Raw genomic sequence first — 21,358 nt, 5'->3', positions numbered from 1 at the left:
AAGCGCGATGACCGAGAAGACCGCCAGTGTCCATTGGGAGGGCCCCGGCAAGACCGGGCAAGGACAGATCAGCACCGAGACCGACGCCCTGAAGGCCTACCCCTACGGCTTCGGCAGCCGCTTCGAGGACGACCGCCGCGGCAGCAACCCGGAAGAACTGCTGGGCGCGGCCCACGCGGCCTGCTTCACCATGGCGTTCTCATTCGCCTGCGACAAGGCCGGCTTCGCCACCGCATCCGTCGATACGCAAGCCAAGGTGCGCCTCGCCCAGCAAGGCGAGGGCTTCGTCATCGACCGCATCGCCCTGACGCTGTCCGCCCGCGTGCCGGGCCTCGATGAGGCCCGCTTCCAGCAGATCGCCGAAGGTGCGAAGCAGAACTGTCCGTTGTCCAAGGCACTCGCGAGCGTGCCCAGCATCACGCTGTCGGCCACGCTGCTCGACTGAGCCCGGCACCCACTCACCGCCATTTAACCAGGAGACCGCGATGAACGAAACCGACCACGCCCAGGAAATCGAAGACATCTACCGCCAGCTCGAGAAGGGCCTCGGCCACGAACTCGTCAACGACGACAACGTGCATGCGCTGATCCGCCGTGCGGAGCAGGATGGCCACACCGTTCTGGCACAGGAGCTCCGCGAATGGCAAGCTCCCTGCTGACGCGCGGCGTCGATGTGACGACCACGGTGGCCGACGTGATGACACGCGGCGTGCGCACCATGGCACCTGACGACTCGATGGCCCTGGCCGCCCAGGCGATGGAGGAGCTGAACATCGGCTCCTTGCCCGTCATGGAGGACGGCGAGGTGATCGGCATCGTGACCGACCGCGACCTCGTCGTGAGGGGCATCGCCCAAGGCCTCCCGGCCGATCGCACGCCCTTGCGTGACTTGATGACCGAGGCGGTCCAGGTCTGCTACGAGGACGAGACGGTCGACGAGGTGCTGGAGCAGATGCAGGCGACGCAGATCCGGCGGCTGCCGGTACTCGACCGTGACATGCAGGTGGTGGGCATCCTGTCGCTCGGCGACGTGGCCGCCAAGGCCGACGAGGTGGACGTGGGCGAAGCGCTTGCGGACATCTCGGAGCCTGCGGAACCGGATCGTTCCAGCCAGTCGGCCGCCAGCGGCGCGGCCGGGGGCGGCGCAGGCGGCCCGCGCCGGAATCCGCTGGACGCCTAGGCCAGCAAAGGGCCACGAGGGCTGACGGCGCGAAGCGCGCGGGCCGAGCCCTTCTCTCTTCCCGTCCACGCGTGCAGGCGCGCGAAGGCGTGAACGGGCGTTGCCGTCGGTCGAAGGGTCAGCCCTCGGCCGCGCCCCAGCGCACCAGCCGTCCGTTGTGCATGACGCCGATGTCGTCGGCCATCGCGCGGGCCTCGGCCTGGTTGTGCGTCACGAGGATGGCCGTCTGGCCGGTGCGGCGAAGGATGTCGCGCACTTCGAGGGTGAGTCGCTCCCGGGTGGCCGCGTCCAGGTTGGAGAACGGCTCGTCGAGCAGCATGAGCGCGGGCTGGGGCGCCAATGCGCGCGCCAGGGCGATGCGCTGCTGCTGCCCGCCTGACAGTTCGTGCGGATAGCGGTCGGCCGCCTCCGCGAGGTCGACCAGCTTCAGCAGTTCCTCCACCCGCGCGCGTCGCGCCGAAGCCGTCAGGCGGCGCAGGCCGAAGGCCACGTTCTCGCCGGCGCTCAGGTGCGGAAAGAGCGCGTACTCCTGGAACATGAGCCCGACACGGCGGCGTTCGGGCTGCAGGTGCACCGTGGACGACGACAGCACGGTCTCGCCCAGCCGCACGGTGCCCGAGCGCAAGGGCTCGAAGCCGGCGATGGCTCGCAGCACGGTGGTCTTGCCGCAACCCGAGGGCCCGAGCAGGCAGCCGATGCGGCCTGCCGCCAGCGTGAGGCTGAAGTCTTCGACGGCGCTGTGGCCGCCTCGTGCGCCTTCGTAGACGACGCACACCTTGTCGAGTTCGAGCCGCTCGCTCATACGGATTCCTCGTTGCCGTGCGCACCCAGCGGATTGCGCGCCAGCATCAGCACGGGCGCCAGGCCCGCCACCACGATGGCGAGCGCCGCGATGGCGCCTTCCTCGTAGGTACCGCGGGCCGCTTCGGCGTACAGCCAGGTGGCCAGCGTATCGAAATTGGACGGACGCAGGAGCAGCGTGGCGGGCAGCTCCTTCATGGCGTCCACGAAAACCAGGAGCGCCCCCGCGGCAAGGGCCGGCCGCAGCAAGGGCAGGTGCACACGGCGCAGGGTGCCGTTGGCCGTTTCGCCGAGCAGGCGCGACGCCTGTTCGAGCGCCGGCGGGATGCGCGCCAGGCCGGCTTCGATGCTCCCGACCGGCATCGCCAGGAAGCGGATCGCGCACGCGACGACCAGCACCACGCCGGCTCCCATGAGCGGCAGGCCGTCGAGGCCGAACACCGTGCCGAGCGCGGCATCGAAGGCGAGCGCCGGTGTCAGCAGCCCGAGGGCCAGGACCGTACCGGGCAGCGCGTAGCCGAGGCTGGCGACGCGCGACTGCCAGCGCGCGCGGTTGCGGCGCGAGCCGGCGCTGCGCGCTGTCCAGGCCACCACCAGCGCAGCCAGCACGGCGGTCACCGTCACGCCGGTTGCGAGGGTGAGCGAATTGACGAGGCTGGTGACGAGCCCTTCGGAGATGCCACCGCCCAGTCGCAGGCGCTTGGTGGTCTCCCACAGCAGGTAGCCAGCGGGGGCGACGAAGCCGATCAGCACGGGCACGGTGGCCGCCACCGTGGCCCAGGCCGCCGTCATGCCGTGAAGGCGATGCGGCTGCATCGGATGCATGCGTTGCGCCGACGCAAAGCGCCGCCGCTGACGGCCACGGCGCTCGATCATCACCAGCGCCACCACGACCAGCAACATCGTGCAGGCGATCTGCGCCGCTCCTGCGAGGTCGGAGCGCACCACCCAGGTGGTGTAGATCGCCACGGTGAGGGTCTGGATGCCGAGGAACTCGGAGGCGCCGATGTCGTTCAGCGTCTCCAGCAGCGCGAGACTCAGACCGACCATCAGCGCCGGCCGGGCGAGCGGGAGGCCCACGCGCACGAAGGCGCCCCACCGAGTCTCACCCAGGGATCGTGCAGCGTCGAGCAGGTTGGCCGGCTGGGTCAGGAACATGGCCCGCGCCGTCAGGTAGACATACGGGTACAGCACGAAGCCGAGCACGAAGATGGCGCCGGGCATCGAACGCAGGTCGGGGAGTCGGAAGTCCCGAGGGCTGTCGAAGCCCAGCATCCACCGGATGGCACCCTGGACCGGCCCGATCGGGTGCAGCAGGTCGAGGTACACGAAGGCCACGATGTAGGCCGGCATGGCCAGCGGCAGGAGCAGAGCCCAGCTGAGCATGCGGCGGCCGGGGAAATCGAAGGCGGTGACCAGCCAGGCGCATCCGGTGCCCACCACGAGCACGATGACGCCCACGCCCAACAGGAGCTGGGCGGTGTTCAACGCGGCGCGCGGCAGCACGTGTTCGGCCAGGTGCCACCAATGCGCGCCGTCCGACCCGGTGGCCAGCGACAACAAGGTCAGCACGGGCGCGAGCACCCCCAGCGCGATCGCGAACGAGGCGATGCGCCAGCCGGGGCCCGCAGCCCGCAGACCCGGTCTCACTGGTCGAAGCCAACCTTGTCGACGAGGGCGCTTGCCTGCTTGCGGAACTTGGCGATCTCGGCCACCGGCAGCGGATCGACCTTCAGTTCACCAATGCTGGCTGAGACGATGGGGTCCAGCGCCACGCCCTTGCGAACCGGGTACTCGTAGTTCGCCTGGGCGTAGAGCGCCTGTGCGCCTTCGGAGACCAGGAACTCGAGCAGCTTCACGGCGTTGGCCCGCTGGGGCGCGTTCTTCGCGACCGCTGCACCGCTGATGTTCACGTGCGTGCCGCCGCTCTTCTTGCTGGCGAAGGTCGGACGCACGACCTTGATCGCATCGCCCCACTTGCGGGCGTCCGTGCCTTCCTTGGACGCCTTCATCTGGCCGACGTAGTAGGAGTTGGCCAAGCCGATGTCGCAGATGCCGCCGAGGATGTCGCGGGCGACATCGCGGTCGCCGCCGGCGGCCTTGCGGGCCAGGTTGGCCTTCACGCCGCGCAGCCACTGCTCGGCGCGTGCCTCGCCCTCGTGGGCAATGTAGGCGGCCACGAGCGCGGTGTTGTACGGGTGCTGGCCCGAGCGGATGCAGACCTTGCCCTTGTACTTCGGGTCGGCCAGGTCATCGTAGTGGAAGCTGGTGAGGGGCAGGGACTTGTCGGCATACAGCACACGCGCTCGCATCGAGAGCGCGTACCACTGGCCATCGGTGCCGCGGAGGTTGGCCGGGACGGCCGACTCGAGCGCCTGCGACTTGGCCGGCTGCGTCACGCCGCCGTCCACCAGGTCCATCAGGTTGCCCACGTCAACCGTCATCAGCAGGTCGGCCGGGGAGCGGGTGCCTTCGGCGCGCACGCGTTCGAGCAGACCGTCCTTGACGAACACGGTGTTGACCTCGATGCCACTCTGTTTCGAGAAAGCGGACAGGAGCGGCTGGATGAGCGCCGGCTCCCGCGTGGTGTAGAGCGTCACCGATTCGGCGGCCTGGGCGCCGGCGACGGCACCGGCCGCGGCGGCCAGGAGCGTGATCGTGCGCAGCGGCGCAATGAAACGTTCGTACATGGAGGTCTCCGGATGAGTGGGCAATGGAAAAATCGATGAGAACGATTATCACTTGCCCGAAGCGCCTCCTGCCCGGGTTGCGTCAACGTTCGACGACATCGCGACGCGCCGCGGCAGTTCAGAACAGCCGACCCACGTTCAGCAGGGTGAGGACGCCGAGCACGGCGAAGATCGCGGCAGCAATCCCGTGCACCAGGCGCATCGAAACCTTGCGGGCCATCTTGTCGCCGACGAACACCGCCGGCACGTCCGCGATCAGCATGCCGCAGGTCGTGCCGGCCACCACCGCCACGAGATCGGTGTAGCGGGCCGCCAGGGCGACGGTCGCGATCTGGGTCTTGTCGCCCATCTCGGCCAGAAAGAAGGCGATGACCGTGGTGACGAACACCCCGAACCGGGGTGGGCCCGCGGCCTCGTCGCCGTCGAGCTTGTCGGGAATGAGCATCCAGCCCGCCATGGCGATGAAGGACACGCCGATCACCCAGCGCAGCGCCTCGGGGCCGAGCGCCGAGGCCACCCAGCCGCCGACAGCGCCAGCGGCGGCGTGGTTGGCCAGGGTGGCGGTGAGGATGCCGAGGACGATGGGCAGCGGCCGCTTGAACTTGACGGCCAGCAGCATGGCGAGCAGCTGCGTCTTGTCGCCCATTTCACCGAGGGCGACGACACCCGTGGATATCAGGAAGGCTTCCATGTGAAAACGTGAACTCCAGGGGCCGGACCAGCAGAGACCACACCACCCCCCGGCCCTTGATCCGGAGGCAGTGCAGTCAAAGGTCTTGCCAGGCTGGACGCTGCTCGCGCCATGGCCGTGAGGGCCAAGTGTGTTGACGCGAGCCCCTGCGGCGCAGGGCGGCTACTCCCCGATGACGGGAGCCGGGATTATAGGGTCCGGTATGCGGCGCACGGCCTCAGCCCCACCAGTGATACGCGAGGGGGATGAGCAACGACGCCAGCAGGACCTGCAGGCCGAGCGCGATGCCGGCGTAGGCACCGGCATCCGGATGAACCTGCAGCGCGCGGGCCGCGCCGATGCCATGCGACGCGGTACCGATGGCAAAGCCCCGCACCGCCCAGGAGGAGATGCCGAGCCCATCGAAGACGTACTTGGCCGAGAGAGCCCCGACCAGCCCCGTGACCACGGCGAACACAGCCGCCAGCGCCGGCACGCCGCCCACCCGCTCGGCGATGCCCATGGCGACCGGCGCCGTCACCGACTTGGCGGCCAGCGAGCGGACCACCTCGTCCGGCAGCCCGAAGGCCCACGCGAGGGCCACCGCGCTGCCCGCCGCGGCAATGCCTCCCGCGAATGCAGCCGCCGTCAGCATGACGCCGCGGCGGCGCATCTCCCGGCGACGCTCCCACAGTGGCCAGGCGAGCGCAACCACCGCCGGGCCGAGCAGCACATGGATGAATTGCGCGCCTGCGAAGTACGTCGGGTAGGAGGTGCCGGTGACGAGCAGCAGGCCACCCAGGGCCACCACCGACCACAGCACCGGGTTCGCCCAGGGCGCGCGCTCCAGGCGCTCGTAGACGGCCGAGGCCACGACGTAGACGACCAGCGTTGCGGTCAGCCCGAACAGGGGCGTCGATGCCAGGTAGACCCAGAGTTGAACGAAGTCAGTCATCGGCCAGCTCCGGTGCGGCGCTGTCGGAACGCATCAGGCGGCAAAGCACCCACGCCGTGACGGCCAACCCGAGCCACGTGGACAAGGCGATGACGACGAGCAGCTGCAAGCCATGGCGCGAGACCACGTGCAAGTGAGTGATGACGCCCACGCCGACGGGCACGAACAGGAGCGACAGGTGCGCGAGCAGCACATTGGCCGCCGCGGACACGGGCTCGCGCACCGCAGGCCAGCGCAGGAAGACGAGGAGCAAGAGCAGACCGATCACCGGCCCGGGCACCGACCACGAGAAGGCGCGCCCGACCGCCTCCCCGGCCGCCTGGAACAGCAGCAGCCAGGCCAGCCCGCGCAGGGCATTCACGGGGAGCTCCGGTGCGCCGTCATCACGCCATTGTGCCGCGCAAACGCCGCTGCCTCAGCGCGACCGCCGGGCCCCGGCTCAACCGCGCCGTGCAGCGAGTTCGGGAATGCGTCCGAGCGCGTAGTCAGCGCTCGCCTGTCGGATGGCGTTGCGATCACCATCGAAGCGGCAGGTCTCGCTGAAGACCCGGGGTCCCCCTCCCGCCTGACCGGGCTCGAAGGCCCAGGCGTAGCACTGGGTGCCGGCGGGGATGTCCGGATCCGTGCCATCCGTCACCCCGGTGTTGGCCACGGCGACGTTGGCCGGGCTCAGGCGCAGAGCGCCGAGGGCCATCTCGCGGGCCACTTCTTCACTCGTCAGGTTGCAGCGATCGATGGTGTCCTTGCTCACGCCCAGGCAGCGCTGCTTGGCCTCCGGCGAGTAGGTGACGAAGGCGCAATCGAGCAGTTGGCCGGCGCCCTTGACGTCGGCCAGGGTGGCGGCGATGAGGCCGGCGGTGCAGGACTCCGCGGTGACCAGCGTCAGCCCGTGCTGCCGCATGAACTCGGCCACCTCGTCCACCGTGGGCGTGCCCGCCACGACGACCTCATCGGTAGGCGAGGAGCACGGCGTCGCAGAGGCGTGCGCCGATGGAAGTGAGTTGGAGCGCGCCGCCGTGCCACTGGAGCCAACCCTTGCGCACGAGTTTGGCGACGAGGTTCTCGTCGACCAGGTCGGCACGGCGGCGACTCAGGGCGTCGACGGTATCCAGAAGTTCGGCACAGAGTTCCTGGTCCACAGCGTCCTGGTCGGCAAGTTCAACAGTGGAGAGGGTGGCGTTCATCGGGAGCGTCCTTGTGCGATGGCAGAGGGTGTTGGGGTTGGCATAAGCGTAGGGGCGGCGTGAACCCCCCGGCATCGGCCGCGGGCCTGCGAGGAAGTAGGACGACGCCTGATCGCGATGTCTGCGGCAATGGGGAGCCGTTCAGCGGGTCATGGCGCGAAAATTGCCGCGAATGGCGCGGCTTCAGGCACCATGTGGGGAGGCTGCCGTCACCGCGCTTCCAAGGGGATGCGGGTGGGCCGCCATTGCTCGAGGGCGGCTCGTGGGCAACACGACCTTTGATTTCGGCGAACTATTCACCCTTTGCGCTCGGCCCGTGATCGCCGAAAGCGCCCGCCGTGGGCTTACCTTCTACTTCGACTATCCCGGCCCGCCAAGCCGGATTGCCTGCGACGCCCATGCCGTGCAGCGCTCGCTGCATCGATTGCTCTCGGCGGCGACCCACCTGCTTGAGGAGGGCGTCGTGATCTTCACGGCTGAAGCGGTCCCGACCTCCGACCCGGCTCACGTCGAACTCCGCCTTGACGCGGCCGTCTCGGGAACCCAGCGCGAGGAGGTGCTCATCCGCGCCCTGCTCGCCCAGCTCGATCTGCATCCCCCGGGTGAGGACGGCGCCGTCTTGGATGAGGTGCGCGCGCAGGGCTGCTGCCCGGTGACTGGAGCGGACGTCGTCTACCGGGGCGTCCCAAGCGCCGGTGCCATTTTCTCGATGACCCTGCGCTGCCCCGGCGAAGTCGAGCCCGAACGCCTTCCCGAGGGCCATGGCAGCGAGGCCCTCGTGCTCCAGGACGCCGAGTTCCCCGCGAATGGCTTGGCGCGGCGCCTGCAGCGCCTGGGCTGGGACGTGCATCTCTTCCATGAACCGGAGGCCGTCGAGGCGCACCTCTCGCAAGCCCACTGCCCGTTCACGCTCGTCATCGTGCTGGAGACACTCGACCACACGCGCACCCATCGCAACCTCGACGCCATCACCACCCTGGCCGCGGCCCGGTCCGAGGCGCGCTTCATCCGCGCGGTGCATGCCGGTTCACCCTTGCTGGAGGACGCCTCGGCCGGGCCCTGGGAGGTGAGGGTCGTGCCGTTCCTGCCGTCCGAACTGTGGGACCTGACCCTGGAGGCCTCACGGGACAGCGGTTTCGAGGCGTCGCCCTCCTCCCGACCGACGCCGCTCGACACGTCACATCGCCCGTTCGTGCTGGTGGTGGACGACGACGAGGTCAACTGTGTCATTGCCGCTGGCCTGCTGCGGATGATCGGCTACGACGCGAGCGCGGTGGCTTCAGGCCCCGAGGCGATCGAAGCCTGCCGCCGCCGTTCGCCCGACCTCGTGCTGATGGACATCCACATGCCCGGCATGAACGGCTACGAAGCCGCGGCGGAACTGAAGCGCCTGCAGCAGCTCGGGGCGATCCGGCACTTTCCCATCGTGGCCGCCACCGCGGGCGAGACGCGGCAGAAGTCGATGGACCAGGGGCTCGAAGGCCACCTGACCAAGCCGCTGATGGTCAGTGAGCTGAAGGGCCAACTGAACCGGGTGCTCAAGGGTTTGGCCGTCGGGCTCTGAATCCGGAGCCCGTCCCTCAACGAATGGGCGGCAGCAGGCGATGCAGGTGTTCGGCCCCGACGGGCTTCGTGAGGACGAAATCGATGCCGGCGTCTTCGGCGCGGGTACGGTCGCTCTCTTCCGAGCTGCCGGTGATGGCGATCAGCACCAGCTCCGGGCCGATGTCCTGGCGCAGCCGGCGGGTGACCTCGATGCCGTCGATCCCCGGCAGACCGAAGTCGACCAGCACGCAGGCCGGCCCGAAATCGCGCACCTCGGCCAGGGCCTGCTCGCCCGTGCCGACGGCACGCACGGTGTAGCCGTCGTCCGAAAGCAGTTGTTCGTAGGTTTCACGCGCATCGGCATCGTCCTCGACGATGAGGATTCGGACATCTTCGCCCATGGCAGCCTCCCATCGCGCCGCGCCGGCAGTGCGTCCGCCGGCCTGTCTTGTGTTGTGCAACGGCCGGATTATCGGGCATTCGGCGCAGACCCATCCCCCACGTTCATGCCCCTTGCATTTCCGGGCCGGCCGGCCGACCGGGCAACGGCAGGCGGACCGTGAATTCGGAACCCTTGCCGCGCCCTTCGCTGCGCACTTCCACGCTGCCGTGATGGGCCGCGGCCAGGTCCTTCACCAGTGCGAGGCCCACGCCGTAGCCGCCTTCAGCGTCGTCCGGTGACTCCTGCGTGAACAGGTCGAAGATCACGGGCAGCAGTTCGGGCGGGATGCCGATGCCCGTGTCCTCGACCCGCACGACCACGTCCTGGTCCTCCGTCGTGCACTTGAGCCAGATGGTGCCGCCTTCCGGCGTGTACTTCACGGCGTTGTCGAGCAGGTTGAAGATGATCTGGTGCAGGCGCTCCGGATCGGCGAGGATGGTAAGCGGACCGTCGGGGATGAGCGCCGTCAGCGATTGACGCCGACGCTGGGCATGCGGCCGCACGGCCTCCACGGCCAGGGACAGCACGCTCCCGAGCTCCACCGCACGCTGCCGCAGGTTGAGCTTGCCCGCGTCGATGCGGGCCACGTCTGCGAGGTCGTCGACCAACCGCTGCAGCACACCGCCTTGCCGCTGGATCACCGACACCGCCAGGCGTGCCACGGCCGGGTCGGTCGAGCGCTCGATGACGGTGGCGGCGTTGTCGATCGGCCCCAGCGTATTGCGCATCTCGTGCATGACGCGGGCGAAGATCGCGTCGCGGTCGGCGAGGCGCCGTGACTGTGCCGAAAGCCGGTTTCGCAGCGTGTCGATCTGGCTGCGCAGGTCGGTCCGATCGCGCATCACCTTGGCAAAGCCCAGCAAGGACTCGCCCTCGCGCAGCGGTGTCACGACCCCCGAGACCCACATGCGCAGCCCATCCTTGCGCACGTGCCACCGATCGTCCTCGGATCGCCCGGCGCTGATCGCGACGCGTCGCTCGAACGCAGGCAGATCAGCGGCTCTGTCCTCCTCCGTGAAGAGAAAGGAGATCGGCCGGCCCACCACCTCCGCTTCGGTGTAGCCGAAGAGGGCCTCGGCGGCACCGCGCCAGGCGAGTACCACGCCGTCCGGGTCGAGCAGAACAAAGGCATGGTCGAGGCTCTGCGACACGAGGCGCAGGAACAACGCGTCCACGGCGTTCGCTGCGCTGGTCATCGCGATGGCCCGCTTGCCCTGGCAGACGCACCATGCGCACCGCCGGTCGGGTCGGCCAGCTGGAAGGCGCGGCCCGTCTGCCAGGCATCGGCCGCCGGGTCGGTGGGCGGCGTCGGGATGTCGCTCCGCGAGGTGCGCTTCTGCGCGCTGCTGAGGCCGAAGCGGCGGTCTCTGTCGGCCACCCGGGCCGGGTCAAGCTGTCCGTCCGCAGTGAACCCCATCATCAACTGCGGCACGCCAAGCGGCAGGGGCGCATGCGCGTCCGTGTGCCAGGTGTGCCAGGTCTTGCCGTAGGTGCGCACCAGCTTCTCCATCAGTTCGTGCTCGGCCAGCTCCGGAATGCCGGGGGCAATCAATTGGCCGGACTTCACCTCGTGCACGTGGCTGTGCCACAGGGCCTTCTCGGCCTCGGGCAGGCCCTCGAACAGCTTGGCGGTGATGATGTACTCGACCCCCATCAGCTTGGCCGATGCGGTATTGCCGTCGTAGATGACGCACTGGATGACGTCCTCGTTGACCGTGGCGCAGTAGTGGTGCGCCTCCATCTGCCCGGCCATGTTGCCGCTGTAGAAATGGAAGCCGTCGAGGTAGGCGTTCAGCGCCTCGATCGGCGGGCGATCCTGGAGTGCTGCAGCGCCCGCGTCCAGCGCCCGCGTCTTCACTGACTGCTCCGCCCCCGGAGCGGTGACATTGGACGGCGAGTCGCGATCGCCGCAAGCAGCCAGCAAAGTTGTCACGATGAGAGCGGGCAAGACGGGGCACATTCGATGCATCAAGGGTCTCCATGGCGCGGGACAACCCGTTTGGAGCATTTCGTGTTCCCGCAGGCATGTGCGTTGCCTGCGCGCCGGCATGCGTTTCCACCACCCTTCCTCTCGTCGGGGCGCCCTCCAGGAGCTGGCGCGATGAGCCCGCCGGACGCCACCGCGGCTGTCCTGCAGCAGTTGCTGATGTGGGTCGTGCTGCCCGGTTGGCTCGCCTCCGGGGTGGCCGACTGGTATTGCCACAAGGTCGAACGCATCGAGCACAGCGCCGGCCTTGCGGAATCGCTGCTGCACCTGGCCATGCTGGGCGAGCTCGGTCTCGGCGTGCTGGCCGCTGCGGCGCTCGACATCAATGCCGCGGTGCTGTGGCTGCTGTTCGTGCTGTGCGTGCTGCACGAGGTGACGATGCTGGTCGATCTGGTCTATGCGTCCCGCCGGCGCCGGATCCCGGTGGCCGAGCAATGGGTGCACGGGGTCCAGCAGGCCGCCCCCTGGTTCGCCTGGCTGCTGCTCGCGGCCATCCACCACCCGCAGGCCCTCGCAGCGATCGGCCTGGGTGATGCGACGCCGGACTGGCAGTGGCAGCTCAAGACGCCCCCGCTGCCGGCCGCCACCTGGGCCGTCATCGCGACCGGCGGCATCGTGCTCGTCGGCTGCTTCACCGGCGAGGCGTGGCGGGGATGGCGGGATCGCCGCTCGTCGGCACGTGCCTTGCCGTGAACTTGCATCCTCAACTCACACGAAAGCACGCCATGGAAAGCCGCGTTCGTTTCCTCGGTCACCCGGTCCACCAGATGCTCGTCGTCTTCCCGGCCGGGCTGCTCACGACTTCGGTCGTCTTCGACATCATCCACCTGGCCACCGACAACCCGACCATGGCCGTCGTCGCCTTCTATCTGGTCGTGGCGGGCGTGCTGGCGGGCGCCCTCGCCGCGCCCTTCGGCCTCATCGACTGGATGGCGATTCCACGCAATACCCGGGCCCGCTCCATCGGGGCCATGCATGGGGCCGGGAACGCCGTGGCGCTCGCACTCTTCATCGGCAGCGCCCTCCTGCGCATGGACGCCCCTCAAGCCCCGACGCTGCTGCCGCAACTCCTGGCCTTCGTGGCAGCCGGCATGATGCTGGTCACCGCCTGGCTGGGCGGTGAGCTGGTCGACCGCCTCGGCATCGGCATCTCGGACGAGGTGGGCGTCAATGCCCCGAGCAGCCTGAAGGCTCGCCACCCTGTGGCAGCGCGCGCACGTTGATCCTGCGTTGACCCACAGGACGCCGAGCCGGCTCACACCGGCTTGGCCACCATCAGGTAGAACACCACGACAAGGGCGAAGAAGGCAGGAATGCCCAGCGCCACCCAGACGCCGAAGTACTGCCAGAAGCGTGGCGGCAACGGACGGCCGGCCGCGACGGCCTCGCGGGCCATGTCGCGCATGCGCAGCTGGATCCAGACCACCGGCAACCAGCAGGCGCCGGCCAGCAGGTAGAGGGCGTAGGTGATCATCAGCCAGCGGGATGTGAGCGGAATGCCGGCGAGGTGGGTCAGGTACCAGCCGCTCAGGGGCTGGAAGATGATGGTGCTGGTGGTGAACCACAGGTCCGCCTGCACCACGTGGCCCACCACCATGGCGGCCGCCGGCGCCATCGGCGGCTCGCGCCTTGCGGTCAGGCAGGCGCGCAGCATGTAGAAGGCGGAGCCGATGCCGGTGCCGAACAGGATGGTCGACGACAGGATGTGCAGCGTCTTGACGATCATGTATTCCATCGTGAGTCCTCGAAGGCCCAGAGCAGCAGGATGGCGGCCAGCATGGGCAGGTTTTTCAGGATCGGGCCGAACGGGTGCAGCCAGAACTCGGGCAGCCGCCAGGTGATGAGGACGGTGTAGCCGAGGATGAGGGCGATCTGTGCGGCCCACAGCAGCGGCACGCGGCGCAACGCCAGGACGGCGACGCCCAGCAGCAAGTCGAAGGCGGCGGCGCCGTAGAGCAGCACCAGCGCGAAGTTGCCGTGGACGCCCAGGCGGGCCAGCAGCGCCAGGCTGTCGGCCACCGGGTACACCCCGAAGGACAGCACGCCGGTGACGATCCAGACCGCTGCCACGCTGTAGCGCAGCAAGGGCAGCAGCCATTGCAGGACGACGGCCGGCCCGGCCCGATGGGACTGGGCGCCGAAGAAGGCCTCGACCGGCCGGGGCGCGTGGCCGAGCAGCTCGCGCGTCGGCCCTACGTCGCCGACGTTGCCCCGCTCGAGCATGTCCAAGGTGGGCCGATCGAGGAGTCCCCCGGGCATGTGCCCCGCCACCGAGGCGATGCCACGCATCATCGGCATGGGCACCGGCACCACCAAGGCGCTGCCCAGGCCGAGCGCCGAGCGCAACCGGGCGAGGAACTGCCCGAGGCCCATGGGTTCCGGCCCCACCAGGGGCACGCGCAGGCCGACGTGGCTGGCGCGTTCGACAAGGGCCACGATGGCCGCGACCGCGTCGTCCACGTGGATGGGCTGCACCGGCTGTCCGCCACGTCCCGGCAGCGGCCGGACGGGCGCGCTCGCCCAGGTGCCGAACAACGAGGCGCTGGCGCCACCCGGCCCGAAGACCAGCGAGGGCTGTACCACCGTGGCGGCCAGCGGCAAGGACAGCAGGTGCTCGTCCGCGACCCGCTTGCTCAGGTGATATGCGGAGCGGGCACCTTCGTCGGCGCCCAGGGCGGAGATCTGGATCACGCGGCGCACGCCAGCCTTCACGCAGGCGTCGAACAGCGCACGCGGCGCCTGCTCATGCAGTACGTCGAAGCGCTGGTCGCCGTCCTCACGCAGGATGCCGACCGCATTGATCACGACGTCGATGCCATCCAGCAACGGCGACCAGGCGGCCGGCTCGCGCATGCTGGCGAAGTCTCCGGCGACGAACCGAAGCGGCCCGCGCGGACCGTCTTCCCGCGGCTTGCCGGAACGTGACAGGCAGACGACCTCGTGCCCTGCGGCGAGCAGCGCGGCGCTGAGGTGCCGGCCGATGAACCCGGTGGCGCCGGTCAGCAGGATGCGCATCGCGTGCTCCTCGCTGTGGAACGGCAGGGCACCTGAATTGCCAAGGGGCCCACCAGGACGCGGCGACGTGTTGAGCGATCTGGCTGAGCAGGAAGGGCGTTCAGGGTTGGAGGCGACATGCCGCCGACCGGCAAGCGCCGTGCCGCCCGAACCCTGCAGGCCGTTCGGGCATACCTGCCCCCCTTTTCCAACAGGAAGCATCCATGAAGACTCCCTCTCCCTCTCCCTCTCCGCTGTGGCGCGCAGCCTTGCGGGACGGCGGCCTTGCCGGCCTGACCTCCCTCGTGGCCATGGGTATTTGTGGCCGTCTGCAGACCGGCAGCGCTGCCGCCCCGATCAATGCGCCGAGCCACTGGGTCTGGGGCGAGCGGGCGCTTCATCAGGACGGATGGTCTTTGCGTTACACCGCGACGGGCCTGGCCATCCATCAGGGCTCGGCCGTGTTCTGGGGTCTGCTTCATCAGTGGATGCGACGCAGGGACTCTCGACCCGGCACCGTCGTGCGGGACGCGATCGTGACGAGCGCCGCAGCGGCCTTCACGGACCTTGCCCTGACGCCCCCTCGCCTCACGCCCGGCTTCGAACAGCGACTGACACCGCGAGGTCTTGCCTGGACGTATGCGCTCTTTGCGGTCGGCCTTGCCATCGCCAGCAGCCGGTCCGGCAGCGGCGGGGCGCCAAGGTCTCGTCGGAGGGCGCGCATGGCGGCGCGATGACGGCCCACGGCCTCGTACGAAGCCGTCGGGAACTCCACTTGCCGGTCGATCGCCATCACACACTGGAGGATTTCCATGAAGGCCTTGTGTTGGCACGGCAAGAAGGACATCCGGTACGACACGGTGCCGGACCCGAAGATCGAGCACCCTCGCGACGCGGTCATCAAGGTCAGCAGCTGCGCGATCTGCGGCTCGGACCTGCACCTGTTCGACGGTTTCATGCCCGGCATGCAATCGGGCGACATCATGGGCCACGAGTTCATGGGCGAAGTGGTCGAGGTGGGCAGCGAGAACAAGAAGCTGAAGGTGGGCGATCGCGTGGTCGTGCCGTTCACCATCATCTGCGGCGAGTGCGACCAATGCCGCCGCGGCAACTACTCCGTCTGCGAACGCACGAACCGCAACGCCAAGCTCGCCGACAAGGCGTTCGGCCACACCACGGCCGGCCTGTTCGGCTACACCCACCTCACCGGCGGCTACCCTGGAGGACAGGCCGAGTACGTTCGCGTGCCGTATGCGGACGTCGCACCGGTCAAGGTGCCTGACGGCCTCACCGACGAGCAGGTACTCTTCCTGGGCGACATCTTCCCCACCGGATGGCAGGCCGCCGTGGCGTGCGACATCCAGCCCACGGACACGGTGGCCATCTGGGGCGCCGGGCCGGTGGGCCAGATGGCCGTGCGCAGCGCGTTGTTGCTCGGGGCCAAGCAGGTGGTGGTGATCGACCGCGTGGCCGAGCGGCTCGCCATGGCCCGCGCCGGGGGCGCCATCACGATCAACTTCGACGAGGAAAGCGTCCTCGACCGCTTGGGCGAACTGACCGGGGGCAAGGGCCCGGAGAAGTGCATCGACGCCGTGGGGATGGAGAGCCACGCCACCCGCTCCATCGACTCCCTGTACGACCGCGCGAAGCAGGCTGTGATGCTGGAGTCCGACCGGCCGCATGTGCTGCGCGAGATGATCTATGTCTGCCGGCCAGCAGGCATCCTGTCGATCCCGGGTGTGTATGGCGGCCTGGTCGACAAGCTGCCCTTCGGGGCGCTGATGAACAAGGGGCTGACCGTGCGGACCGGCCAGACTCACGTGAACCGCTGGACCGACGACCTGTTGCGTCGCATCCAGGAAGGCCAGATCGACCCGTCCTTCGTCATCACGCACACCGTGGGCCTGGAAGACGGGCCCGCGATGTACAAGACCTTCCGTGACAAGGAGGACGGCTGCATCAAGGTGGTGATGAAACCTGGAGGAGTTCGAGCATGAAGAGCATCCCTGACACCCGCAAGCACCAACTCGCTCGACAGGCCGCACGCGGCCTGGGCTGGTTCAGCATCGGCCTCGGGCTGGTCGAGTTGATGGCCCCGGCCCGCACGGCCCGCGCGACCGGCCAACGGGGACGTGAATCGCTGGTGCGCTCCTACGGCATGCGCGAGATCGTCACCGGCGTGGGCTTGTTGACCGCCCGCAACCCGACGCCATGGATGTGGGCCCGCGTGGCGGGCGACGCGCTGGACGCCGTCACCCTGGCCAGCCGGGCCGACCGCAGCAGCGCCGGCCGGCGTGCGGCATGGGCTCTTGCCGCCGTCGGCACGGTGGCCGTGGCGGACCTGGCGAGCGCCATGCTGAGCCAGCGCGCGAATGCGGCCGGCAGTGCATCGACGTCGCGCGAGGTGCGCGACTACAGCGATCGATCGGGGCTGCCGGCGCCGCCGGACGCCATGCGCGGCCGCGCGTTGACCGACTTCTTCGCGCCGGAGGACATGCGCACGCCCGCCGCACTGCGGCCGTTCCCGGACTGAAACGCGCGCGAGCGAATCTCGACTGCTCTCGCGCTTCTCCGACCACGAGCCGCGGTGCGTTCCTACGGCGTTCTCGCGGCCGGCACGGATGATGGTCAGGCGAGCGCAAAGGCGCTTGTTCCAACCCAGACACAGGAGCTCCCCATGCCCGCTACCAAGAAAACCGCCTCGTCCTCCACCAAGTCGGCAGCCGCCAAGGACGACGCCATCAAGTTGCTGACGGCGGACCACGCCGAAGTGAAGAAGCTGTTCAAGGAATACGAGAAGCTGGTGAAGGCCGAGGCCGAGCCGGAAGAGAAGCAGGCCCTCGCCCTGCAGATCTGCCAGATGCTGACGGTGCACGCGACGATCGAGGAAGAGATCTTCTACCCGGCCGCACGTGAGGTGCTGGAAGAGCAGGACATCGTCGACGAAGCCGACGTCGAGCACGGCAGCGCCAAGGAACTGATCGCCCAGATCGAGGCCGCCGACCCGAGCGACGATCACTACGACGCCAAGGTAAAGGTGCTGGGCGAGTACATCGAGCACCATGTCAAGGAAGAGGAAGGCGAGCTCTTCAAGGAAGTGAAGAAGGCCAAGCTCGACACCGCCGCCATCGGCGAGGAGCTGGCCACCCGCAAGGAAGAGCTGATGATGCAGGCGGGCGCCGAGAGCGAAGCCTGACGAAGACCGGTGGACGCAATGCGGGCACGGTGTGCCCTTGATGCGTCCACCTCATCGCGGCGCGGGAGGGCGCCGTACGGAGGACACACATGTTCGATATGGCGATGCCCTGGTGGGAGTTCATTGCCCGCGCCGTGATCGTCTACGTCGCGTTGATGTTGATGGTCCGCCTGTCCGGCAAGCGGACGGTCGGCCAGTTCACCCCATTCGATCTGCTGGTGGTCATGCTGCTCAGCGAAGGCGTCAGCAACTCGCTCTCCGGAGAAGACAATTCCGTGATCGGCGGGCTGATCGTGGCCTTCACGCTGGTCTTGCTGAATGTCATCGTGGCGGTGGCTTGCGCCCGCAGCAAGAAGGTCGAGGCGGTGGTGGAAGGGAACCCGATCCTCATCGCCCGCGATGGCCGGATCTTCCATGACGAACTCAAGCGCCAGCACGTGGGCGCAGGCGACATGGACAAGGCCCTGCGAGAGGCCGACTGCGACCTCGACAACGTCAAGTGCGCCTTCCTCGAGACGGACGGCAGCATCAGCGTGTTGAAGCGCAACTAGGCAGGGTCAAACGGTCAGTCGACCTTGCCCGGGCGGCGCGTGTGGCGGCGCCATCTCGGCGCCCGCGGCGCCGTAGACCCTCCCGCTTCCAATCGAGCCATTCACGCGACAACGGACCTTCGCGCTTCGGCGCAGCCTTGAACCGCTGTTGACGAGAGAGGGTTTCGTCCCCTCCTCGCTTCCGTTGGCAGGCAAGCTGGCCAGCAAGCCAGCGGCGATCCATCACCACGCAATGGCTCACCGGGCGGACGGCCGCTGCCAGTGACGGGTCCCCCGTCCGGCGTCGAACTGGCGCCGGAGCGGAGAGCCCACATGGTCCTCAAGCGCCTCGCAGGTCCACGGCTGGAATGCCGTCGGCGCCAGCCAGGCCAGTCTTCTCGGTGTCATCGCCCGCCTGCTCTCCTCGTGCGCGCAAGGGATCAACGTCCTGGCTCATGTTGCCGAGCGTGGTACCCGAGGCGAGCGATCCGCTGCGGCCGGTGTTCAGCCCGCCCGACAGGCCTGCACTGCCGGACTGGCTGCCTGACGGGCTGCCGCCGAAGGAAGAGGCTGTCGAATCGGTCGAGCCGACTTCCATCTCTTGCCCGCCCTCCGATGCGGAGCCCTGCCCGACCGGCATCGCGCTCTGGATGCGCGACAGAAGACCGGATTGCTTCATGCCGCGGTAGAGCATGGTGCCGCCGGCAGCCAGCGCCGCCAGGCGCACCAGTCCGCCCAGGGTGACTCGGCCGGTGCCGAGGGCCACGAGGGCTGCGCCGGCGCCGAGGTTCACCCAGTCGTCCTGGGTCAGGGAATTGATGGACAGGGCATCGCCGGTGGCTTCCTGTCCCTGGTAGTCGTTCGCGCTGGGGTTCATGGCGTCCTCCGTGAATGTGGAGTCCACGAAGGGCAATGGGTGTGCCCCCAGTCAGTCTACCGAGGCGGTCGCGGCTTCTGCTGACGCGCCGACGGCGCTTGTGCCGTCAGGGCCGGTGTGCAGCGTTACCCACGCGACGATGCGCTGCGCAGCATCCCGTCGGCAGGCCGGCGCCCCCTCGCCCAGGAAGCCATGCCCCTCATCGGGATACAGCACCAGTTCGGCCGGGGTGTCGCCCGCCCGCACCAGACTCACGAAGAGTTCTTCCGCCTGGCATTTCGGACACCGCTCGTCCTCCTTGCCCTGCAGGAACAGGGTGGGCGTGTTGGATTGTTCGATGTACTGCAAGGGCGAAAGCTTGCGCGCCAGCGACCGATCGAAACGAGGGGCGGTGGAGAGGTACAGCGGATCGGCGTAGTAGCCGCCGTCGGACGTTCCGTAGTGGGTTTCGATGTTGCCCACCGGGGCCATGACCACGGTGGCCTTGAAAAGGTCGGTGTGGCCCGTTGCCCAGCTGCTGAGGTAGCCGCCGTAGGACTTGCCCACGATCGCCAGACGTTCGTCGCACACGCCCTCGTCCTGAAGCTGCCGGACCGCCGCAAGGTGCTGCGGCAGGTCGAGCTGACCCCAGCGGCCGGCGAGGCGCTGGCAGAAGCGCTGCCCGTAGCTCGACGAGCCGACGGCATTCAAGGCGAGCACCGCCCAACCCTGAGAGCACAACACCTGCCAGTACACGTTGGTATCGAAGTCGAGCAGTGCATGGCTGGCCGGACCGCCGTGCACGTCGTTCAGGAGCGGCATCGGGCCTTGCGCGTCACGCCGGTGCATCAGCCAACCTTCGATCACCTCCTGGCCACCCTCCCCATCGGGCACGACGAACTGGCGAAGCTCGACGTCGATCGACTCCCGAGTTCGCCACCAGGCATTGAGGTCGCTCAACTGGCGCTCATCCCCGCCCCCACGCGGGGCACACCACAGCTCGCACGGCGACGCAGGGTGGTCGACGGTGTACACGAAGCACTCGTCCGTGACGCCGAACACGCCCAGTTGTCGGTCTCCCGCGCGCAGCACGTCCACCGTCACGGCATTTCCGGCCGCTCCAGGGTCGACGGAGAGCGCCGCAACCTGGTGGCGACCGTGGTGTGCACGCACGAACATCAAGCGCGAGCTCGCGGCGTCCCAGTGCATCGACGTCGCGTCGGAAACGTCGATGGCGTCGCCCCCGACCAGCTGCACTTGTGCCGTGGCCACGTCCACCGTCCAGAGCCGGCACTGCGCGTCGCCCTCCAGCACCGCACCGGCGAACGCCAGACGCTTGCCGTCCGGGGACCACACCGGCTGCAGGACCGTCGCATGTCCCGAGGTCAGGCGGCGCGGCGCTTCACCCGCCGCGCCGCAGATCCAACGGTCGGTGCAGTGAGCAAAGCGGCCTTCCCTCGTGCGGGTGAAGGCGATCTGGCGGCCGTCCGGGCTGATGGCGTGAGAGAGCACATCGAACGGGCCGTCCGTCAGCTGCTCGACCTGATCGCCCTCGACCGGGACGCGGAAGAGGTGGATCTCGCGTTGAAGCAGGTACCCGATGCCGTCCGATTTGTACGGCAGCTTCCAGGCAATCTCGGGAGCGCGGGGGCCACGCGGCAAGGCAGAGCGATCGGAACGCGCGCCCCGCAGGGAAGGATCGACCGGCACCGCGGCCGCCACCACGAGGCTGACCCCATCGGGAGCCCAGCGGATGCTGCTGGCCGACCCCGGCAATGTGGCCAAGGCCCGTGGCTCACCGCCATCGACCGGCACGGTGAACACGCGAAGCGGACCCTCCTGCCGGTCGGACACGAAGGCGACCTGCCGACCGTCGGGCGAGATGCGAGGACTCGCGTCATGCTGGCCTGGACCGGTGAGCGCGATGCCCTGGCCCTCGTCCAACCGGTGGAGCCACAACGCCGAGGTGTAGCGATCTCCAGCACGGTCGACGGACCGGACCGTGAAGACGGCCACGCCCGATGCGGCATGGCAATCGAGCTCGCTGACGTGCTGGTGGAGGTCAAGGTCGTCGACCGTGAAGGGCCGTGTCATGCGCTTTCCTTGAAGCTGAGCTACAAGGGATTCGGCAAGGGACGTGCCTCGAATCGGACCTCGGAAACGAAGAAGCCCGCGACAGGCGCGGGCTTCGTTTTGCTGGCGGAGAGGGAGGGATTCGAACCCTCGGTACGTTGCCGTACGCCTGATTTCGAGTCAGGTACAATCGACCACTCTGCCACCTCTCCTGGTGTTCACGTCTGGCGGGTCGGCGCCAAGCCTTGCATTCTA

General features: G+C 68.6%; 26 protein-coding genes, 1 tRNA gene and 1 riboswitch. Of the genes, 11 read left to right on the top strand and 16 right to left on the bottom strand.

Features of this window, described 5'->3' with window-relative positions; all coding sequences use genetic code 11:
- The first annotated feature begins 7 nt into the window (after positions 1 to 7).
- Genes ACSQ2F_RS02415 through ACSQ2F_RS02405 form a run of 3 tightly spaced genes read left to right on the top strand, consistent with a single transcriptional unit; the run spans position 8 to position 1,180 of the window.
- Positions 8 to 445 carry an OsmC family protein gene (locus ACSQ2F_RS02415; protein WP_436019401.1) on the top strand — a complete coding sequence of 146 codons (438 nt, stop codon included), beginning with the start codon at positions 8 to 10 and terminating at the stop codon, positions 443 to 445.
- Between the two features lie 40 nt (positions 446 to 485).
- Positions 486 to 659 (top strand): hypothetical protein, encoded by a 174-nt coding sequence (locus ACSQ2F_RS02410; RefSeq protein WP_436019399.1) that lies wholly within the window; start codon positions 486 to 488, stop codon positions 657 to 659.
- Positions 641 to 1,180, top strand: coding sequence for a CBS domain-containing protein (locus ACSQ2F_RS02405; RefSeq protein WP_436019397.1), 540 nt, complete (start codon positions 641 to 643; stop codon positions 1,178 to 1,180). Before ACSQ2F_RS02410 ends, ACSQ2F_RS02405 begins: the two co-directional genes overlap by 19 nt.
- A gap of 118 nt (positions 1,181 to 1,298) precedes the next feature.
- Here ACSQ2F_RS02405 and ACSQ2F_RS02400 read toward each other — a convergent pair whose 3' ends face one another.
- The 8 genes from ACSQ2F_RS02400 to ACSQ2F_RS02365 form a co-directional block, all read right to left on the bottom strand.
- On the bottom strand, positions 1,299 to 1,982 hold the full coding sequence (locus tag ACSQ2F_RS02400) for an ABC transporter ATP-binding protein (RefSeq protein ID WP_436019395.1): 684 nt from the start codon (positions 1,980 to 1,982) through the stop codon (positions 1,299 to 1,301).
- Positions 1,979 to 3,631 (bottom strand): ABC transporter permease, encoded by a 1,653-nt coding sequence (locus tag ACSQ2F_RS02395; protein WP_436019393.1) that lies wholly within the window; start codon positions 3,629 to 3,631, stop codon positions 1,979 to 1,981. Before ACSQ2F_RS02395 ends, ACSQ2F_RS02400 begins: the two co-directional genes overlap by 4 nt.
- On the bottom strand, positions 3,628 to 4,671 hold the full coding sequence (locus ACSQ2F_RS02390) for a Fe(3+) ABC transporter substrate-binding protein (protein ID WP_436019391.1): 1,044 nt from the start codon (positions 4,669 to 4,671) through the stop codon (positions 3,628 to 3,630). Before ACSQ2F_RS02390 ends, ACSQ2F_RS02395 begins: the two co-directional genes overlap by 4 nt.
- Positions 4,672 to 4,789: 118 nt before the next feature.
- On the bottom strand, positions 4,790 to 5,362 hold the full coding sequence (locus ACSQ2F_RS02385) for a TMEM165/GDT1 family protein (protein WP_436019389.1): 573 nt from the start codon (positions 5,360 to 5,362) through the stop codon (positions 4,790 to 4,792).
- A 4-nt stretch (positions 5,363 to 5,366) separates the two neighbouring features.
- A riboswitch (yybP-ykoY riboswitch) is annotated at positions 5,367 to 5,545 on the bottom strand.
- Positions 5,546 to 5,579: 34 nt separating this feature from the next.
- Entirely contained in the window at positions 5,580 to 6,296 is a 717-nt protein-coding gene (locus tag ACSQ2F_RS02380; protein WP_436019387.1) for an LrgB family protein, read from the bottom strand.
- Positions 6,289 to 6,657: a CidA/LrgA family protein gene (locus ACSQ2F_RS02375; RefSeq protein WP_436019385.1), complete on the bottom strand. Its 369-nt coding sequence runs from the start codon at positions 6,655 to 6,657 to the stop codon at positions 6,289 to 6,291. Before ACSQ2F_RS02375 ends, ACSQ2F_RS02380 begins: the two co-directional genes overlap by 8 nt.
- 78 nt (positions 6,658 to 6,735) lie before the next feature.
- Complete coding sequence (locus tag ACSQ2F_RS02370; protein ID WP_436019383.1) at positions 6,736 to 7,236, bottom strand: CinA family protein; 501 nt, start codon at positions 7,234 to 7,236, stop codon at positions 6,736 to 6,738.
- A 7-nt stretch (positions 7,237 to 7,243) separates the two neighbouring features.
- Complete coding sequence (locus ACSQ2F_RS02365) at positions 7,244 to 7,480, bottom strand: hypothetical protein (RefSeq protein ID WP_436019381.1); 237 nt, start codon at positions 7,478 to 7,480, stop codon at positions 7,244 to 7,246.
- Between the two features lie 316 nt (positions 7,481 to 7,796).
- Here ACSQ2F_RS02365 and ACSQ2F_RS02360 point away from each other — a divergent pair, with 316 nt between their 5' ends.
- The gene (locus ACSQ2F_RS02360) at positions 7,797 to 9,044 is read left to right on the top strand and encodes a response regulator (protein ID WP_436019379.1); all 1,248 of its coding nucleotides are present in this window, start codon (positions 7,797 to 7,799) and stop codon (positions 9,042 to 9,044) included.
- Positions 9,045 to 9,060: 16 nt separating this feature from the next.
- Here the strand turns inward: ACSQ2F_RS02360 and ACSQ2F_RS02355 are convergent, their stop codons facing one another.
- The 3 genes from ACSQ2F_RS02355 to ACSQ2F_RS02345 form a co-directional block, all read right to left on the bottom strand.
- Positions 9,061 to 9,426 (bottom strand): response regulator, encoded by a 366-nt coding sequence (locus tag ACSQ2F_RS02355; RefSeq protein WP_436019377.1) that lies wholly within the window; start codon positions 9,424 to 9,426, stop codon positions 9,061 to 9,063.
- Between the two features lie 103 nt (positions 9,427 to 9,529).
- Positions 9,530 to 10,663 carry a PAS domain-containing sensor histidine kinase gene (locus tag ACSQ2F_RS02350; protein WP_436019375.1) on the bottom strand — a complete coding sequence of 378 codons (1,134 nt, stop codon included), beginning with the start codon at positions 10,661 to 10,663 and terminating at the stop codon, positions 9,530 to 9,532.
- The gene (locus ACSQ2F_RS02345) at positions 10,660 to 11,400 is read right to left on the bottom strand and encodes an OBAP family protein (protein WP_436019373.1); all 741 of its coding nucleotides are present in this window, start codon (positions 11,398 to 11,400) and stop codon (positions 10,660 to 10,662) included. Before ACSQ2F_RS02345 ends, ACSQ2F_RS02350 begins: the two co-directional genes overlap by 4 nt.
- A gap of 168 nt (positions 11,401 to 11,568) precedes the next feature.
- Between ACSQ2F_RS02345 and ACSQ2F_RS02340 the strand changes: the two genes are divergently transcribed.
- Together ACSQ2F_RS02340 and ACSQ2F_RS02335 are read left to right on the top strand one after the other, a co-directional pair.
- The gene (locus ACSQ2F_RS02340; protein ID WP_436019371.1) at positions 11,569 to 12,147 is read left to right on the top strand and encodes a diguanylate cyclase; all 579 of its coding nucleotides are present in this window, start codon (positions 11,569 to 11,571) and stop codon (positions 12,145 to 12,147) included.
- Positions 12,148 to 12,179: 32 nt separating this feature from the next.
- Entirely contained in the window at positions 12,180 to 12,677 is a 498-nt protein-coding gene (locus tag ACSQ2F_RS02335) for a DUF2231 domain-containing protein (RefSeq protein ID WP_436019369.1), read from the top strand.
- A gap of 32 nt (positions 12,678 to 12,709) precedes the next feature.
- On the opposite strand, the gene ACSQ2F_RS02330 is transcribed toward ACSQ2F_RS02335, so the two are convergent.
- Positions 12,710 to 13,189: a DUF2269 family protein gene (locus ACSQ2F_RS02330; protein WP_436019367.1), complete on the bottom strand. Its 480-nt coding sequence runs from the start codon at positions 13,187 to 13,189 to the stop codon at positions 12,710 to 12,712.
- Positions 13,177 to 14,469: an NAD(P)H-binding protein gene (locus tag ACSQ2F_RS02325; protein WP_436019365.1), complete on the bottom strand. Its 1,293-nt coding sequence runs from the start codon at positions 14,467 to 14,469 to the stop codon at positions 13,177 to 13,179. The genes ACSQ2F_RS02330 and ACSQ2F_RS02325 overlap by 13 nt, the downstream gene beginning before the upstream one ends.
- A gap of 203 nt (positions 14,470 to 14,672) precedes the next feature.
- Between ACSQ2F_RS02325 and ACSQ2F_RS02320 the strand changes: the two genes are divergently transcribed.
- The 5 genes from ACSQ2F_RS02320 to ACSQ2F_RS02300 all read left to right on the top strand — a co-directional run bounded on the left by ACSQ2F_RS02320 (position 14,673) and on the right by ACSQ2F_RS02300 (position 18,195).
- Positions 14,673 to 15,185, top strand: a complete 513-nt coding sequence (locus ACSQ2F_RS02320; protein WP_436019363.1) for a hypothetical protein — start codon at positions 14,673 to 14,675, stop codon at positions 15,183 to 15,185.
- Positions 15,186 to 15,260: 75 nt separating this feature from the next.
- Positions 15,261 to 16,445, top strand: coding sequence for a zinc-dependent alcohol dehydrogenase (locus ACSQ2F_RS02315; RefSeq protein WP_436019361.1), 1,185 nt, complete (start codon positions 15,261 to 15,263; stop codon positions 16,443 to 16,445).
- A complete protein-coding gene (locus ACSQ2F_RS02310; RefSeq protein WP_436019359.1) occupies positions 16,442 to 16,981 on the top strand; it encodes a hypothetical protein in 540 nt (179 codons plus the stop codon). Before ACSQ2F_RS02315 ends, ACSQ2F_RS02310 begins: the two co-directional genes overlap by 4 nt.
- 144 nt (positions 16,982 to 17,125) lie before the next feature.
- Positions 17,126 to 17,644, top strand: coding sequence for a hemerythrin domain-containing protein (locus ACSQ2F_RS02305; protein WP_436019357.1), 519 nt, complete (start codon positions 17,126 to 17,128; stop codon positions 17,642 to 17,644).
- Positions 17,645 to 17,733: 89 nt separating this feature from the next.
- Complete coding sequence (locus ACSQ2F_RS02300; protein WP_436019355.1) at positions 17,734 to 18,195, top strand: DUF421 domain-containing protein; 462 nt, start codon at positions 17,734 to 17,736, stop codon at positions 18,193 to 18,195.
- A 319-nt stretch (positions 18,196 to 18,514) separates the two neighbouring features.
- Here ACSQ2F_RS02300 and ACSQ2F_RS02295 read toward each other — a convergent pair whose 3' ends face one another.
- The 3 genes from ACSQ2F_RS02295 to ACSQ2F_RS02285 form a co-directional block, all read right to left on the bottom strand.
- The gene (locus ACSQ2F_RS02295; protein ID WP_436019354.1) at positions 18,515 to 19,051 is read right to left on the bottom strand and encodes a hypothetical protein; all 537 of its coding nucleotides are present in this window, start codon (positions 19,049 to 19,051) and stop codon (positions 18,515 to 18,517) included.
- Between the two features lie 51 nt (positions 19,052 to 19,102).
- Positions 19,103 to 21,124 (bottom strand): S9 family peptidase, encoded by a 2,022-nt coding sequence (locus ACSQ2F_RS02290; RefSeq protein ID WP_436019352.1) that lies wholly within the window; start codon positions 21,122 to 21,124, stop codon positions 19,103 to 19,105.
- A gap of 103 nt (positions 21,125 to 21,227) precedes the next feature.
- Positions 21,228 to 21,315, bottom strand: a tRNA-Ser gene (locus tag ACSQ2F_RS02285).
- Between the last annotated feature and the right edge of the window lie 43 nt (positions 21,316 to 21,358).

The sequence above is a fragment of the Rhizobacter sp. LjRoot28 genome (assembly GCF_964253025.1).
Taxonomy (GTDB): domain Bacteria; phylum Pseudomonadota; class Gammaproteobacteria; order Burkholderiales; family Burkholderiaceae_C; genus Rhizobacter.
This window is presented reverse-complemented; position numbering and strand designations above follow the sequence as displayed.

Bases quoted from the DNA above. Each gene is read 5' to 3' on its own strand.
- ACSQ2F_RS02415 (WP_436019401.1), top strand. From the start codon at position 8: ATGACCGAGAAGACCGCCAGTGTCCATTGGGAGGGCCCCGGCAAGACC.
- ACSQ2F_RS02410 (WP_436019399.1), top strand. From the start codon at position 486: ATGAACGAAACCGACCACGCCCAGGAAATCGAAGACATCTACCGCCAG.
- ACSQ2F_RS02405 (WP_436019397.1), top strand. From the start codon at position 641: ATGGCAAGCTCCCTGCTGACGCGCGGCGTCGATGTGACGACCACGGTG.
- ACSQ2F_RS02400 (WP_436019395.1), bottom strand. From the start codon at position 1,982: ATGAGCGAGCGGCTCGAACTCGACAAGGTGTGCGTCGTCTACGAAGGC.
- ACSQ2F_RS02390 (WP_436019391.1), bottom strand. From the start codon at position 4,671: ATGTACGAACGTTTCATTGCGCCGCTGCGCACGATCACGCTCCTGGCC.
- ACSQ2F_RS02385 (WP_436019389.1), bottom strand. From the start codon at position 5,362: ATGGAAGCCTTCCTGATATCCACGGGTGTCGTCGCCCTCGGTGAAATG.
- ACSQ2F_RS02380 (WP_436019387.1), bottom strand. From the start codon at position 6,296: ATGACTGACTTCGTTCAACTCTGGGTCTACCTGGCATCGACGCCCCTG.
- ACSQ2F_RS02365 (WP_436019381.1), bottom strand. From the start codon at position 7,480: ATGAACGCCACCCTCTCCACTGTTGAACTTGCCGACCAGGACGCTGTG.
- ACSQ2F_RS02355 (WP_436019377.1), bottom strand. From the start codon at position 9,426: ATGGGCGAAGATGTCCGAATCCTCATCGTCGAGGACGATGCCGATGCG.
- ACSQ2F_RS02350 (WP_436019375.1), bottom strand. From the start codon at position 10,663: ATGACCAGCGCAGCGAACGCCGTGGACGCGTTGTTCCTGCGCCTCGTG.
- ACSQ2F_RS02340 (WP_436019371.1), top strand. From the start codon at position 11,569: ATGAGCCCGCCGGACGCCACCGCGGCTGTCCTGCAGCAGTTGCTGATG.
- ACSQ2F_RS02335 (WP_436019369.1), top strand. From the start codon at position 12,180: ATGGAAAGCCGCGTTCGTTTCCTCGGTCACCCGGTCCACCAGATGCTC.
- ACSQ2F_RS02330 (WP_436019367.1), bottom strand. From the start codon at position 13,189: ATGGAATACATGATCGTCAAGACGCTGCACATCCTGTCGTCGACCATC.
- ACSQ2F_RS02325 (WP_436019365.1), bottom strand. From the start codon at position 14,469: ATGCGCATCCTGCTGACCGGCGCCACCGGGTTCATCGGCCGGCACCTC.
- ACSQ2F_RS02320 (WP_436019363.1), top strand. From the start codon at position 14,673: ATGAAGACTCCCTCTCCCTCTCCCTCTCCGCTGTGGCGCGCAGCCTTG.
- ACSQ2F_RS02315 (WP_436019361.1), top strand. From the start codon at position 15,261: ATGAAGGCCTTGTGTTGGCACGGCAAGAAGGACATCCGGTACGACACG.
- ACSQ2F_RS02310 (WP_436019359.1), top strand. From the start codon at position 16,442: ATGAAGAGCATCCCTGACACCCGCAAGCACCAACTCGCTCGACAGGCC.
- ACSQ2F_RS02305 (WP_436019357.1), top strand. From the start codon at position 17,126: ATGCCCGCTACCAAGAAAACCGCCTCGTCCTCCACCAAGTCGGCAGCC.
- ACSQ2F_RS02300 (WP_436019355.1), top strand. From the start codon at position 17,734: ATGTTCGATATGGCGATGCCCTGGTGGGAGTTCATTGCCCGCGCCGTG.
- ACSQ2F_RS02295 (WP_436019354.1), bottom strand. From the start codon at position 19,051: ATGAACCCCAGCGCGAACGACTACCAGGGACAGGAAGCCACCGGCGAT.
- ACSQ2F_RS02290 (WP_436019352.1), bottom strand. From the start codon at position 21,124: ATGACACGGCCCTTCACGGTCGACGACCTTGACCTCCACCAGCACGTC.